This is a genomic window from Rhodanobacter sp. B04 (assembly GCF_002001125.1).
Classification (GTDB): domain Bacteria; phylum Pseudomonadota; class Gammaproteobacteria; order Xanthomonadales; family Rhodanobacteraceae; genus Rhodanobacter.
In genome coordinates this window covers 287,712-302,550 of sequence record NZ_MUNV01000006.1, presented here as the reverse complement: position 1 = coordinate 302,550, position 14,839 = coordinate 287,712, and the positions used below count along the sequence as shown (strand labels likewise).

The following is a 14,839-nucleotide window of genomic DNA, read 5'->3' as shown; positions in this document are numbered from 1 at the left end:
TCACGCCGCCGGCGATCGCCGCGGATTCAGCCGCGGCGATGGGTGCGCTCAACGCCCGGTGAACAACCGGGTCAGGCGCCGGAACAGGCCCGGCTTCTTCGGATGCGGATGGGCGGCGGACACGCCGGCCGTCACTGCGACCTGGCGCGAAGGCCGGTTGCCGGCATGACCAGCGGACTCCCCCGCATTGCGCTCGCGCGCCGGGCGACGCTCGCCACGCGGGGCGCGACCGCCATCCGCGGCAACAGCGCTGTTTTGCCCGCTCGCCTCGGCAACGACAACGCCGCCCTCGCGACGGCGGTTGCGGCCACCGCGACGGCGACGCGGCTTGCGCACGCCTTCGGCCGCACCGTTGGCCGCCACATCCGCAGCAGCATTCGCGGCGGGCACGGCAACCACCACGGCGGCGGCCTGGCTGTCGACGACAGGCGCCGACAGCTTGCGCTCGCGCGGCGGGCGTGAACCCGTGCGTGCCGCGCCCTGGCGCTCGCCATCGCGGCCAGAAGCACCACGCGGGCGGCGCGGCGTCTCGCCCGGACGCGGCGCCACCACGTCGCCGAACGCGGCACTGTCGGCGGCGGCGTTGGCGGCGAACTCGGCATCGATCTCGCGTGGCTTCGGCATGACCAGCAGCTCCGGATCCATCGGTGCCACCGGAATGCTCTGGCCGATATAGGTCTCGATCTCCGGCAGCGACATCGCGTACAGGTCGCAAGCGAAGCTGATCGCGTCGCCTTCCGCGCCCAGCCGCGCGGTACGGCCGATGCGGTGCACGTAATCCTCCGCGTCATGCGGCAGGTCGTAATTGAACACGTGGCTGACCGCCGGGATGTGCAGGCCGCGCGCAGCCACGTCGGTGGCCACCAGGATGTCCAGCTGGCCGTCCTGGAAGCGCTGCAGCAGCTTCTGTCGCTTCAGCTGCGGCACGTCGCCGGAGATCGCGCCGACGCGGCAGCCATGGCGCTTGACCCGCTCGGTGATGCGCTCGGCAGCGGCCTTGGTATTGACGAAGATGATGCTGCGGGTCGGCTTGGCACGGTCGATCAGGTTCAGCAGCAGCGGCATCTTCTCTTCCTTGGCGGGGAAGTAGACCAGCTGACGCACCTTGTCGGCGGTGACGTTGTCGCTCTCCACCACCAGCTTCTCGGCGTTGTGCATGTGCTCGTAGGCCAGCTCCAGCACGCGGTGGCTCAGCGTGGCGGAGAACAGCAGCACCTGGCGCTGCTCGCGCGCCGGCAGGCGGCGGAAGATGAAGCGCACGTCCTTGATGAAGCCGAGGTCGAACATGCGGTCGGCCTCGTCGATCACCATCACTTCGACGCCGTTGAAGCCGAACACGTTCTGCTTGTGGTAATCGAGCAGGCGGCCGGGCGTGGCGATGATGATGTCGCAGCCATCCTTCAATTGCTGGCGCTGCTTGTCGTAGTCGACGCCGCCATAGATCAGCGCGGTGCGTAGGCCGGTGTGGCGGCCGATCGCCTTGGCGTCCTTCTCGATCTGGATCGCCAGCTCACGGGTCGGCGCGATCACCAGCGCGCGCGGGTCGCTGTCCTTGCGCTCGGCCACCGCCGGATTGGTCAGCAGGCGGTTCATCAATGCGACCAGGAAGGCGCAGGTCTTGCCGGTGCCGGTCTGCGCCTGGCCGGCGACATCGCGCCCGGTCAGCGCCAGCGGCAGGGTCATTTCCTGGATCGGCGTGCAGCGGGTGAAACCGCTGTCGTCCAGGCCTTGCTGCAGCAGCGGATGCAAATCGAAGTTGGCGAAGAAGGTATCGGTGAGTACGGTTTGTGACATAGGGGTGTGGAAACCTTGCCTGACGGCGGCGTGATGTGCTGCACCCGCTTCAGGCGCCGGACGTCGAACGTCGGCGGAGGGCGGTGCAGGACGGGGGCGCGAAGCGGCTCAATGTCAGGGTCAACAAGGTCGCGCCGCGGCTGGCGACGCCGTGTTTGCCGGCGGTCTGACGGACGGCTTTGCAAGCCGCCCTTGAATCGTGCCCGGAGTTGCGCTGGAATGAAGACCTGCCGCCTCGGCACCTCTTCTTCCTGCCCAACCCGCGCTTTATGGGCGCCTGAGTGTAGCCGATGACGGCCCCTGGCGTCGTCATCTCCTTGTTTTTCGCCGTTTGCCACCCCACTTTTCAGCCACGACGTTTTTGCCTCAGCCACGGAGATCCCCGGTGAGCGACCTGATTACCCATGTGAATGACGACGCCTTCGACGAGCAGGTGCTCAAGTCCGAAACCCCGGTGCTGCTGGATTTCTGGGCGGAATGGTGCGGCCCTTGCAAGGCCATCGCGCCGATGCTCGACGAGCTGGCCCAGCAGTACGAAGGCAAGCTGCGCATCGTCAAGGTGAACATCGACCACAACCAGCAGACCCCGCGAGCCTATGGCGTGCGCGGCATCCCGACCCTGATGGTGTTCAAGAACGGCAAGGTCGAGGCGACCCAGATCGGCGCCGTCAGCAAGGGCCAGCTGACCCAGATGATCGACAAGGCCATCTGATCCACCCGTTGCAAACCCGCTGCACGAAGTCGGCCCGGCGCGCTCCGGCCGACTTGCGAGGCTTTACGCCGATACGCAGCGGGTGCTAGATTCATCGCGTCCGTCGGGACAGTCCTGTCCCCTTGCGCCCTCCGCGCGACGCACACCCTCCCTCCTGTAATTCAACGGCGCCCTGCGAGGATTGCCCGTGTCCGATACCGAAAACAAAACCCCGAACGACGCCAAGAGCGCCGATACCCGACCCGTTGCCGAAGGCAAGCCCGAGCCGCGCCCGCGCGCGCCGCGCCGTACGGCAGCCGCGATCGCGGCGGCGAATGCCGAGAAGGCCGCGGCCGACCGGCCGGCATCCGCACCAGCTCCTGCCGCCCCGCCGGTCGCCGTCGAACGTCCAGCGCCAGCACCTGCCCCGGTGCAGGCCAGCCTGCCGGTGACGACGCCGGCACAAGCCGAGGCCGCGCCACCGCGCGCCGCGCAGGAACCACGCGAATCCGGCGCACAGCCGGGACCGAACCAGGCCCAGCAGGCCAGCCAGCATCAAGGCCAGGCGCAGAATCCGAATCAGGGGCAAGGCCAGAATCAAGGCCAGAACCCCAACAACGGCCAGAACAATGGCCCCCGCGAAAACCGTGAAGGCCGCGGTCGGCGCCGGCGCAACGAGCGCGGCGGCAATCCACAGCAGCAGCAACCGCGCCCGCAGGGCGGCGGCAATCCCCGCTACAACAACCCGAACGGCCTGCCGGTGGATGACGACAACGCCGATCCGGGCAGCAACGACCGGGTGATCAACCTCACCGAGCTCAAGCGCAAGAACGCGATCCAGCTGCTTGAGTTCGCCGAGTCGCTGGGCATCCACGAAGGCATCGCCCGCGCCCGCAAGCAGGACGTGATCTTCAACGTGCTCAAGGCGCACGCCCGCTCCGGCGGCGGCATCTGGGCCGAAGGCGTGCTGGAAATCCTGCAGGACGGCTTCGGCTTCCTGCGCTCGGCCGACGAGTCCTACCTGGCCGGCCCGGACGACATCTACGTGTCGCCGAGCCAGATCCGCCGCTTCAACCTGCGCACCGGCGACTACATCACCGGCCGCGTGCGCCATCCGAAGGAAGGCGAGCGTTACTTCGCGATGCTGCGCGTCGACGACATCAACGGCGATCCGCCGGAAGCGTCGAAGAACAAGATGCTGTTCGAGAACCTCACCCCGCTGTTCCCGCGCAAGTCGTTCAAGCTGGAGCGCGGCAACGGTTCGAGCGAGGACATCACCGGCCGCATCCTCGACCTGATCGCGCCGATCGGCCGCGGCCAGCGCGGCCTGATCGTCTCCCAGCCGAAGTCCGGCAAGACGATGATGTTGCAGAACATCGCCCAGGCGATCACCTACAACCATCCCGACGCGCACCTGATCATGCTGCTGATCGACGAGCGCCCGGAGGAAGTCACCGAGATCGCCCGCACCGTGCGCGCCGAGGTGATCTCCTCGACGTTCGACGAGCCGGCCGTGCGCCACGTGCAGGTCGCCGAGATGGTGATCGAGCGCGCCAAGCGCCTGGTCGAGCACAAGAAGGACGTGGTGATCCTGCTCGACTCGATCACCCGCCTCGCCCGCGCCTACAACACCGTGGTGCCGAGCTCCGGCAAGGTGCTCACCGGCGGTGTCGACGCCAACGCGCTGCAGCGCCCGAAGCGCTTCTTCGGCGCCGCGCGCAACGTGGAGGAAGGCGGCAGCCTGACCATCATCGCCACCGCGCTGACCGAGACCGGCAGCAAGATGGACGAGGTGATCTACGAGGAGTTCAAGGGCACCGGCAACATGGAAGTGCACCTGAGCCGCCGCATCTCCGAGAAACGCGTGTACCCGGCGATCGACATCAACCGCTCCGGCACCCGCCGCGAAGACCTGCTGATCGACCCGGACATGCTGGCCAAGATCTGGATCCTGCGCAAACTGCTGCATCCGATGGACGAGCTGGCCGCGATGGAGTTCATGCTCGACAAGATGAAGAACACCAAGTCCAACGACGAGTTCTTCAATTCGATGAAGCGCTGATCCTGATCCACCCGCCTCGAAGAATCTTGCGAAAAGACCGCTCATCGGACGGTCTTTTCGTTTGACGCTTCGGCCTAGCTGAACTTCGAATGCATCCCGTCTTGAATTCTGAGACGCATCAATCTAAAGTTGTAACCTAAGTGGACTGGGGGTTCCTAGTCGGCGTCATAGCCTCGGTGAGTTCACCGGGGCTTTTCGCTTTCTGAGGCCGGGAAAATCTTCAGCCCCCATCCCTCAAAGTCGACGCCAAGCTTGCGCCGTCCGCCTGCACAAAAGAATTTGCGCTTGAGTATCTCAAACGCCCGGTTCGGATGACGGGGACGGAGAAACGAGAGGCCGATGGGACGGGCTACCAGGTCCGCCAGCTGTAACCCGGACGAATTAGTTTTCTTGTCTGCAAAAATGATGTTGAAGGGCAACTGTTTGGCCCAACGATTTTCACCGCCACAGATTCGCCTGAACTCGAGCTCTAGGTCACGATCCTCTTTCTTGCCACGGCACTCGACCACTACATGGGTCGGATATCCTTCCTGCACCTTCTCCTGCACAAGCTCAAACAGCGTCTCAAGGCAAAATCCCAAAGCCAAATTGTAAGGATTGCTCTCTAGCTGAGCCCTTTCCTTGAGACGCGCCTTGTCGATCACGCAACTGATGAGGATGAAGTTGCTTATGTCGATTATTTCGGTCAACTCGTTGAGAAACGCTTCTTTGTGCAAGCGGTCGTCGAATCGAAAGCTGCCCTTTTCCTTGCGAATCTCGTGCTCGTGTAGAACAACGGTGTCGTGTCCGAAGTGCTTGAACTTGAACGACTCAATAGCTGGAACCAGTTTCTGGGCATAGTGCGCCTTATGAAAAACGCAAAAGGCCAACACAAACACCGGGTAGTTCGGGTCGACCGTTTCCAGGCCATGGTCTCCGCTCTCATCAACGTAGACTATGTAGTTGCTGTACCGCCCCGCGGGTGCAACCAGCAACGGGGCTGCTGGCGCTTCTTCCGCTCGCGGCATCAGAGGTAATGCGAATTGCCCCGCCGGCCCACTTTCTTGATTCTGTGCCTTACCTGGCTTTCGCTTAATCATTCGATCCTCTTTGAAGCCCGGCAAGCAGACAGCTACCTTGTCGACTTCTAGTATACGAACGAAAACTCGCCGCACCCGGAACGTCATCTGTACCGCCCCGTCCAATTATTTGCCCTCACCCCCTTTTCGTTGTCACGCAACACCCCCATAGTGACTCGCTCACCCAGCGAGGCTTTGCCCGTGTCCATACCCAGTGCCGTCAAGAGCACCCCTATCCGGGACCGCCAGCAGCTCACCGACTACCTCGCCGCGGGCGAGAAGCCGCGCGATGCCTGGCGCATCGGCACCGAGCACGAGAAGTTCGGCTTCCTCACCGATACTCTGCGTCCGCCGACCTTTGAGGGCGACCGCGGCATCAAGCTGCTGCTGGAAACGCTCGCTACCCGCTATGGTTGGGACGTCGCCCGCGAGGGCGAGAACCCGGTGGCCCTGTCGCGAGACAAGGCCTCGATCACGCTGGAGCCGGCCGGCCAGCTGGAGTTGTCCGGTGCACCGCTGGAAACGATCCACCAGACCTGTTGCGAGGTGAACTCGCATCTGGAGGAAGTGCGTTCGATTGCCGACGGCATGGGGCTCGGCTTCCTCGGCATGGGCTTCCAGCCGAAGTGGCGCCGCGACGAAATGCCGTGGATGCCGAAGGGCCGCTACAAGATCATGCGTGAGTACATGCCCAAGGTCGGCTCGCTCGGCCTGGACATGATGACGCGCACCTGCACGGTGCAGGTGAACCTGGATTTCTCCAGCGAAGCGGACATGATCAAGAAGTTCCGCGTGAGCCTGGCGCTGCAACCGATCGCCACCGCGCTGTTCGCCGATTCGCCGTTCACCGAAGGACGTCCAAACGGCTATCTGTCGTACCGGTCGCACATCTGGACCGATACCGACCCGCAGCGGACGGGAATGCTCGACTTCGTATTCGCCGACGGCTTCGGCTACGAGCGCTATGTCGACTACATCCTCGACGTGCCGATGTATTTCAGTTTCCAGGATGGCAAGTACATCGACCTCGCCGGGCAGGACTTCAAGCAGTTCATGGCCGGCGAACTGCCGATGCTGCCCGGTACCAAGGCGAACATGAAGGACTTCGCCGACCACCTGACCACCGCGTTTCCCGAGGTGCGCCTGAAGCAGTACCTGGAAATGCGCGGCGCCGACGGCGGTCCGTGGAACCGGCTGTGCGCGCTGCCCGCGTTCTGGGTCGGCCTGCTGTACGACGACGAGGCGCTGGATGCCGCGTGGGATCTGGTCAAGGATTTCAGCCGCGAGGAACGCCATGCATTGCGCGATGGCGTGCCAAAGCATGCGTTGAAGTTGCCGTTCCGTGGCGGCACGGTGCGCGATCTCGCCGAGGAAGCGCTGAAGATCGCCGGCCATGGCCTCAAGCGCCGTGCCCGGCTCAACAAGAATGGTGCCGACGAAAGCATCTTCCTGGAACCGATGATCGAGATCGTGCAGGCCAACCAGACCCCGGCCGAGCGCAAGCTGGAGTTGTTCCATGGTGCGTGGGGCGGCAGCGTGGACCCGGTGTTCCGCGAGTTCGCGTACTGAAAGCAGCGGCGCCACTGCGCTGAAAACTCACCCATAGCGTCATTCCGGCTTAGGCTGGAGGAGCTTCACAACAGCGCAGCTGGTAATCGCATTTGGCTTTGCTGGCGGCATCCGGCCCCGTGACGAAACGCGACGGCCGGTTTCGTGCTGAAGCGATTCCGGCCTGCGCCGGGATGACGGCATGTGGAGTTCTTGCGCCCGAGCCGACGCCTTCCGAATCAGGAAGCTGTCGCCCCTACGAGCGTCCATGCGACCGACTCGCCCGCGCGCATGGGCTTGCAGGTGGACCCGGCCAGCGGATATTCGTCGGGCACGATCCACGGCGCGCGTTCGAGCGCGATGCGATCCAGGTTGCGCGGCAAACGGTAGAAGTCCGGACCATGGAAGCTGGCAAACGCTTCGAGCCGATCCAGCCGGCCGGCCTGCTCGAACGCCTCGGCATACAGCTCCAGCGCCGCATGGGCCGTATAGAGTCCTGCGCATCCGCACGCCGTTTCCTTCGCTTCGCGGGGATGCGGCGCACTGTCCGTGCCGAGGAAGAAATGCGGATCGCCGCTGCTGGCTGCGTGCAGCAACGCGGCGCGGTGCGTCTCGCGCTTGAGGATCGGGGCACAGTAGTTGTGCGGGCGAATGCCACCCTCGAACAGCGCGTTGCGGTTGAGCAGCAGATGGTGCGCGGTGATCGTGGCCGCCACGTTGGCCGGCGCGCCACGGACGAAATCGACCGCGTCGCGGGTAGTGATGTGTTCCAGCACCATGCGCAAGCCCGGGAAGCGGGCCTGCAGCGGCAACAGGTGGCGCTCGATGAAAACGCGTTCGCGATCGAAGATGTCGACATCCTGATCGGTGACCTCACCATGCAGCAGCAAGGGCAGTTCGTGCTTTTCCATCGCTTCGATCACGGCATACACCCGCGACAGCTCGCGCACGCCGGAATCGGAATTGGTGGTGGCTCCCGCCGGGTAGTACTTCACCGCGAAAACGCTGTCGCTCGCCTTGGCGCGCGCGATTTCCTCGACCGGCGTGTTCTCGGTGAGGTACAGCGTCATCAGCGGCTGGAAACGCGAGCTTGCCGGCAGGCTCGCCAGAATGCGCCGCCGATACTCTTCCGCCTGCGCGACCGTCGTCACCGGCGGCTTCAGGTTCGGCATCACGATGGCGCGCGCGAAGCGCTGCGCGGTGTGGCCGATCACCGAAGCCAGCGCATCGCCGTCGCGAAGATGCAGGTGCCAGTCGTCGGGACGGGTGATTTCAAGGCGGGTGGGAGTCATGGCTTGCGAACTCGGAACGGGGATCGAGAGAAGAACACAGCAGATGTCAGGACTGGTCGCATGGCGGACATAGGCCGGATGTCTCGAGTCATGGCTGCCAATGGCACATGATATCGCACCCCCCATCCCCATCCATCGTGCTTCATCCTCGTGGAGAGTCCACCATGCCACTGGTTCGCATCTCGCTCCGCCGCGGCAAGTCGCCCGCCCATCTCGCCGCCCTGCGCGACGGCATCTACCAGGCCATGCGCGAAACCTTCAACGTGCCGGAGAACGACCGCTTCATCCTGGTCAGCCAGCACGATGCCGGCGAGTTCGACTACGACCCGAACTACCTCGGCATCGCCCGCAGCGACAATCTGGTGATCGTGCAGATCACCTGCAACAGCGGCCGCACGGTGGAGCAGAAGCAGGCGCTGTACCGGGGCATCGCTGAGAATTTTTCCACCGATCCTGGCCTGCGTCCCGAGGATGTGTTCATCAATCTGGTCGAGGTGGCGAAGGAGAACTGGTCGTTCGGGAATGGGGTCGCGCAGTACGCGTGACTCTCGCTCGCAGCTCCGGAAACTGCCGTCAAGGCAACTGAGAAGGTGCTGCGATCACCGCGATGCCAGGACCGTACTTTCCGCCAGCCTTGGGCTGCCTGGCCGAGAACGCAATCAACCTACCATCCGGAGACCACACGGGGTGTTGGGCGTTGAGAGCGTATGGCGTCAGTTGCCGGATGTTTCGGCCATCCTTGGTGGCGACGAAGACGGCATAGAAGCCTGGGAAGAGACTGGACCGGTTGCTCTCAAAGGCGATCCGGGTGCCGTCCGGTGACCAGGAGGGGGCTCGCCCCTCCTGCGGGTCTTGTTCCAGTGGGTGAGCATCTCCCGTCGATGAGATCAGCCAAATCGTGTTCTTGGTTTGATCGTACGACTGCCCTCGATTTGGCTGCGCTGCTAGCGCGATCCACTTCCCATCGGGAGACACCGACGACATGCCAGCCAGGAGCAAGTGTCGTTGCGTCAGCACCTCAGATTTCCCCGTAACCAGGTCGACCTTACGGATCGTGTTGTTGCTGCCGTCGAGTTCGGCGATTTGCGTGCCGCTCGGGTACCACGAGGGATAAAAGAATTGTGACTTCGAGGACGGGTAGGCGGCACGGATGTGAGTGCCATCGGCCTTCATCAACCAGGTCGATGCCGACTTGTCTGCCGCGAGACCGGTAAAGGCGATCTCATTGGTCGTAGACGACCAGCACAAGCGGGTCTCTTCGACCGGAGCCACCTCTTTGGATATGGACCGAATGTCTCCGCTGGAGACTTCTACGCTATACGCCGTCCATCTTCCCGGCCCCAAGGGATGTCTTTCGAAGATGATCCGAGTGCCATCGGGAGAAAATGCCGGGCCGTAATCTTCGCCGTCCGCATCGGAAGTAACGAAGCGGACCGAAGATCCATCCACCGAGGGAGTCGCCGCTACTTCGACGCCCAAGAGGGTAATCAAAGCCACAATGGCAACGGTCTTCAGGCAGACAAAGTACATGCGTCGAGTCACTTTTCGCATCGCTCCGCGAGCAAATGCCACTTCATTGAAACGGCCGAGCTACAGCGTCTGGGTCCGCGAATTGGCGGCTGGACACGTCGCTGGTGCAATCAAAGAACCTGTCCTTTGAGTCAATAGCGGAGGTTGCAAAACAGGCCTCGCCTACTCCCCGCCCAACCACCGCGCCGCATCAATCGCATAGTAAGTAAGAATCGCATCCGCCCCCGCCCGCTTCATCGCGGTCAACGACTCCAGCACCACCGCCTTCTCATCCAGCCAGCCGTTCTGCGACGCGGCCTTCAACATCGCGTACTCGCCGCTGACCTGATACACGAACGTCGGCACGCCGAACGCATCCTTCACCCGGCGCACGATATCGAGATACGGCAGGCCCGGCTTCACCATCACCGCGTCTGCTCCTTCTTGGATATCCAGCTCGACTTCGTGCAACGCCTCGTCGCTGTTGGCGACATCCATCTGGTAGGTGTGCTTGTTGCCCTTGCCGAGGTTCGCCGACGAACCGACCGCGTCGCGGAACGGGCCGTAGAACGCGGAGGCGTATTTCGCCGAGTAGGCGAGGATGCGGGTGTGGATGTGGCCGGCGTCTTCCAGCGTCTCGCGGATCGCGCCGATGCGGCCGTCCATCATGTCCGACGGCGCCACGAAATCCATGCCGGCTTCGGCCTGCGCCAGCGACATCTTGATCAGTGCCTCGACGGTGGGCTCGTTCATCACGTAGCCGGTGGCGTCGATCAAGCCGTCCTGGCCGTGCGTGGTGTACGGATCGAGCGCCACGTCGCCGATCAGGCCCAGCTCGGGATACTTCGCCTTCAACGCGCGGGTGGCGCGCTGCATCAGGCCGTTCGGATTCCACGCCTCGGCGGCGTCCTCGCTCTTCACTGCCGAGCCCGGCGACGGGAACAAGGCGAGCGCCGGGATGCCGAGCTTCACGCATTCCCCAGCCAGTTTCAGCAACTCGTCGATCGACAGCCGATCCACGCCCGGCATCGACGGCACCGGCTCGCGCTGGCCTGCGCCCTCGATCACGAACGCGACCATGATCAGGTCACTCGCCAGCAAGGTGTGCTCGCGCATCAGCGCACGGGAAAAGGCGTCGCGGCGCATGCGGCGCATGCGGATGGCGGGGAAGCTCATGGCGGATCCTGACGGGTGATATCCCGGCCATTTTAGGCCACAACGCAAAGCCCGCGGCCGTACTGCGAGCTTGGTTGCATCCGTGCCATTGCGAATTCGATCGACCACGACACTTTCTCGTCACGTTTTCCGGTGCACCCTCGGCGTTGCGACCGCCGTTTCCCCACCGGAGGAAGTCTCATGAGCAAGACCACGCCCATCGTCTCGACTGGCGACTGGCATCTGCCGGCCAGTGCCCGTTACCTGGGCCCGCACGCCCCGGATGCATCGCTCGACGTGACCCTGGTGCTGCGTCGCAAGAACCCGCTGGGCCAACTGGCACCTGCCGCATCACGCAGCACCCGGCATGCCGATTTCGTGGCGCGTTACGGCGCCGACCCGACCGATGTGGAGCGCCTGCGCAACTTCAGCCGCCAGCACGGCCTGCACGAACTGGCCTGCGAACCGGGCCGGCGGACGCTGCATCTGCGCGGCACCGCGCAGTCGCTGCAGCAGGCGTTCGGCGTGCAGCTGGGTCATTACGAGCTGACGCCGGGTGGCGTCTCCTACGTGGGCTGTGCACAGGCGCCCATCCTGCCCGATCCGGCGGTGATCGCCGTGCTGGGACTGGATCGGCGCCCGGTCGCGCAGCCGCATTTCCGTATCGCACAGGCAACGCCGGGCAATACCTACACGCCGCTGCAGATCGGCCAGTTGTACAACTTCCCTGCCGGCGACGGCAGCGGCCAGACCATCGCGATCATCGAACTCGGCGGCGGTTATGTGCAGGCCGATCTGGACACCTACTTCAAGGGTCTCGGGCTGGCGACGCCGTCCATCACCGCCGTCTCGGTCGACGGCGGCAGCAACCAGCCCGGCGGCGCTGCGGATGCGGAAGTGATGCTGGATATCGAGGTATCCGGTACGCTGGCCCCGGCGGCGCAGTTCGTCGTCTACTTCGGCGGCAACACCGACCAGGGCTTCTACGATGCGATCTCGCAGGCGGCGCACAGCAGCAGCCAGCCGGCCAACGTGATGTCGATCAGCTGGGGCGGTCCCGAAAGCAGCTGGAGCACGGCCTCGCGCAATGCGATGGAGACCGCGCTGGAGGATGCCGCCGCACTGGGCGTGACGGTGACCGTGGCGGCCGGCGACAACGGTTCCAGCGACGGCGTCAGCGGCGGCCAGCCGACGGTGGACTACCCCGCCTCCAGTCCGTCCGTGCTGGCCTGCGGCGGCACCGAGCTGCAGGGCAGCGGCAGCACGATCAAGAGCGAGGTGGTGTGGAACGAGACCGCCGGCGACGAGGGCGCCACCGGCGGTGGCGTCAGCGCCGTGTTCGCGTTGCCGGCATGGCAGTCGGCATCCAAGGTCCCCGTGGCACCGGGCGGCTTCGTCGGTCGCGGCGTGCCGGATGTCGCCGGCAACGCGGACCCGCTTACCGGCTACGCGGTGCGTGTCGACGGCCAGGACGAAGTCATCGGCGGCACCAGCGCGGTCGCCCCGCTGTGGGCCGCGCTGGTGGCGCGCCTGAACCAGCAACTCGGCCACGCGCTGGGCGCCGCCAACGCCACCCTCTATGGCGTCGGTGAAAAGGGGTTCCACGACATCACCCAGGGCAACAACGGCAGCTACGCGGCGGGCCCGGGCTGGGACGCCTGCACCGGGCTGGGCAGCCCGAACGGCCAGGCCCTGCTCGGCGCGTTGCAAGGCGCAGTGCCAGGTCCCGCACCCGCGCCCAATCCTGCGCCTGCACCAAGCCCGCCGCACAAACACAAGCCAAAGCCCAAGCCAATGCCAAAGCCAAAGCCGAAGCCAAAGCCGAAGCCAAAGCCGAAGCCGAAGCCGAAGCCCCCCGCCTCCGGCGGCAAGCCCCCGAAGCGCAAATCGTCGACCTGAGCCGGGCATCGAACCGGCCTGCCAGCGTCCCGGGTCACCGGAATGCTGGACGCTGGCCGGCATTCACGGCAGGCTTGCTGTTTTCCGCTTCACTCCCATGGAGTCCCGATGCACGTGCCTGCCACCCCCACCCTGCTCGTCGATCTCGGCGGCACCAATGTCCGTTTCGGGGTGGCCGATCCATCACGCGACAAGCCGCTGCAGACCGACAGCATCCGGCGCTACCGCGTGGCCGAGCACGATTCGCTGGTCTCCACCGCGAAGCAATACCTTGCCGACACCGGCCTGCACGTGAGTCGCGCGATCGTGGCCGCCGCCGGGCGCATCGTCGACGGCGAGACGGTCAAGGTCACCAACAATCCGTGGGCGATCTCGGCCCACCAGACCGCCGCCGCGCTCGGCCTGGAATACGTGCACCTGGTCAACGATTTCGCCGCGCAGAGCATGGCAGTGACCTTGCTGCAAGGCGACGACCTGGTCGACGTGGGCACGGTGCCGCGCCCGGTGATCGGTGCCGAGGAGGAGCAGACCTTCGCCATCGTCGGTCCGGGCACCGGCCTCGGCGTCGGTGGCCTGCTGGTGCGCGGCGGCCACTGCAGCGTGCTGCAGACCGAAGGCGGCCACGCCGGTTTCGCCGCGCATTCGCCGGAGGACATCGCGATCCTCGACTATCTCAACCAGAAGTACGGGCGCGTCTCCAACGAGCGGCTGATCTGCGGCCAGGGCCTGGTGAATCTCTACGACGCGATCTGCCACATCGTCGGCGCCCGCCCCGACGACCTCAAGCCGGAGGACATCACCGCCCGCGCCAAGGACGACAGCTGTCCGCTGTGCATGCGCACCGTGGAAACCTTTGCCGGCATCTTCGGCAGCGTCGCCGGCGACCTGGTGCTTACGCTCGGCGCCTGGAACGGCGTCTACCTCACCGGCGGCCTGATCCCGGTGCTGCTGCCGTGGCTGGAGCGCGGCCGCTTCCGCGAACGCTTCGAGGCCAAGGGCCGTTTCCGCGACATCATGGAGAAGGTGCCGACGCAGGCGATCATGAATCCCGAGCCGGGCCTGCTCGGCGCGGCGGCGCTGAGCGTGATGGAATCGGGACGCTCGCTGCTGCCGCGCCACTGAAACGTAACATCGACGGAAGCCCTCATGCCGCGCAACGACACCGCCTTCCTGTTCGACCTCGACGGCACCCTCGTCGACAGCGTCTACCAGCACGTGCTGGCCTGGAAGGAGGCACTGGACCGCGAGGGCGTCGAGCTGTCGGTGTGGCGCATCCACCGCAAGATCGGCATGAGCGGCGGCCTGTTCGCCAACATCCTGCTGCGCGAGACCGGGCTGGAAATCACCGACGAGCGACTCGAACGCCTGCGCCAATGGCATGCGGACGCGTTCAACCGCCAGCACACGCAGGGCTCGGTGCGGCCGCTGCCCGGAGCCCGCGAGCTGCTGGCCTACCTCACCGAACAGCAGATCCCATGGGCGATCGCCACCAGCGGCCGCATGGAAACGGCGGCCCACAACCTGGCCGCGCTGGGCGTCGATCCATCGAAGGTGCCGGTGGTGACGCGCGACCAGGTGCGCCACGCCAAGCCCGACCCGGACCTGTTCCTCGCCACCGCGGCGCGCCTCGGCGTGGACATCCATCAATCGCTGGTGATCGGCGACAGCGTGTGGGACATGCTTGCCGCCCAGCGCGCCCGCGCGCTGGGCGTGGGCCTGCTGAGCGGCGGCTACGGCCACGCCGAACTGCAGCAGTCCGGCGCGTTCCGCGTCTACGACGACCCGGCCGACATGCTGCGTCACATCGACGAGATCGCCGCGCGCGATTGAG

At 65.1% G+C, this 14,839-nt stretch carries 12 protein-coding genes; 7 read left to right on the top strand and 5 right to left on the bottom strand.

The annotated features are described in order from the left end of the window. Positions 1-48: 48 nt before the first annotated feature. Complete coding sequence (locus B0E46_RS04060; protein WP_139350411.1) at positions 49-1,794, bottom strand: DEAD/DEAH box helicase; 1,746 nt, start codon at positions 1,792-1,794, stop codon at positions 49-51. Between the two features lie 385 nt (positions 1,795-2,179). On the opposite strand from B0E46_RS04060, the gene trxA reads away from it, so the two are divergent. Next, on the top strand, positions 2,180-2,506 hold the full coding sequence (gene trxA / locus B0E46_RS04055) for a thioredoxin TrxA (protein WP_077554419.1): 327 nt from the start codon (positions 2,180-2,182) through the stop codon (positions 2,504-2,506). A 301-nt stretch (positions 2,507-2,807) separates the two neighbouring features. Continuing rightward, entirely contained in the window at positions 2,808-4,547 is a 1,740-nt protein-coding gene (rho, locus tag B0E46_RS04050; RefSeq protein ID WP_254425041.1) for a transcription termination factor Rho, read from the top strand. Between the two features lie 182 nt (positions 4,548-4,729). Here the strand turns inward: rho and B0E46_RS04045 are convergent, their stop codons facing one another. After that, complete coding sequence (locus B0E46_RS04045; RefSeq protein WP_254425031.1) at positions 4,730-5,650, bottom strand: DUF3800 domain-containing protein; 921 nt, start codon at positions 5,648-5,650, stop codon at positions 4,730-4,732. A 156-nt stretch (positions 5,651-5,806) separates the two neighbouring features. On the opposite strand from B0E46_RS04045, the gene B0E46_RS04040 reads away from it, so the two are divergent. Then, positions 5,807-7,174 carry a glutamate--cysteine ligase gene (locus tag B0E46_RS04040; RefSeq protein ID WP_077554416.1) on the top strand — a complete coding sequence of 456 codons (1,368 nt, stop codon included), beginning with the start codon at positions 5,807-5,809 and terminating at the stop codon, positions 7,172-7,174. Between the two features lie 218 nt (positions 7,175-7,392). On the opposite strand, the gene pyrC is transcribed toward B0E46_RS04040, so the two are convergent. Continuing rightward, positions 7,393-8,445, bottom strand: coding sequence for a dihydroorotase (gene pyrC / locus B0E46_RS04035; protein ID WP_077554415.1), 1,053 nt, complete (start codon positions 8,443-8,445; stop codon positions 7,393-7,395). A gap of 164 nt (positions 8,446-8,609) precedes the next feature. Here pyrC and B0E46_RS04030 point away from each other — a divergent pair, with 164 nt between their 5' ends. Then, positions 8,610-8,990 carry a tautomerase family protein gene (locus B0E46_RS04030; protein WP_077554414.1) on the top strand — a complete coding sequence of 127 codons (381 nt, stop codon included), beginning with the start codon at positions 8,610-8,612 and terminating at the stop codon, positions 8,988-8,990. A gap of 28 nt (positions 8,991-9,018) precedes the next feature. On the opposite strand, the gene B0E46_RS04025 is transcribed toward B0E46_RS04030, so the two are convergent. Further along, positions 9,019-9,975 carry a PD40 domain-containing protein gene (locus tag B0E46_RS04025; RefSeq protein WP_168171123.1) on the bottom strand — a complete coding sequence of 319 codons (957 nt, stop codon included), beginning with the start codon at positions 9,973-9,975 and terminating at the stop codon, positions 9,019-9,021. 162 nt (positions 9,976-10,137) lie between these two features. Next, on the bottom strand, positions 10,138-11,130 hold the full coding sequence (hemB, locus tag B0E46_RS04020) for a porphobilinogen synthase (protein ID WP_077554412.1): 993 nt from the start codon (positions 11,128-11,130) through the stop codon (positions 10,138-10,140). A 180-nt stretch (positions 11,131-11,310) separates the two neighbouring features. Here hemB and B0E46_RS04015 point away from each other — a divergent pair, with 180 nt between their 5' ends. The 3 genes from B0E46_RS04015 (at position 11,311) to B0E46_RS04005 (ending at position 14,838) form a co-directional block, all read left to right on the top strand. After that, positions 11,311-13,008 carry a S53 family serine peptidase gene (locus B0E46_RS04015; RefSeq protein ID WP_077554411.1) on the top strand — a complete coding sequence of 566 codons (1,698 nt, stop codon included), beginning with the start codon at positions 11,311-11,313 and terminating at the stop codon, positions 13,006-13,008. Positions 13,009-13,116: 108 nt separating this feature from the next. After that, the gene (glk, locus tag B0E46_RS04010) at positions 13,117-14,130 is read left to right on the top strand and encodes a glucokinase (RefSeq protein ID WP_077554410.1); all 1,014 of its coding nucleotides are present in this window, start codon (positions 13,117-13,119) and stop codon (positions 14,128-14,130) included. 24 nt (positions 14,131-14,154) lie between these two features. Further along, positions 14,155-14,838, top strand: a complete 684-nt coding sequence (locus B0E46_RS04005; RefSeq protein WP_077554409.1) for an HAD family hydrolase — start codon at positions 14,155-14,157, stop codon at positions 14,836-14,838. Position 14,839: the final 1 nt, after the last annotated feature.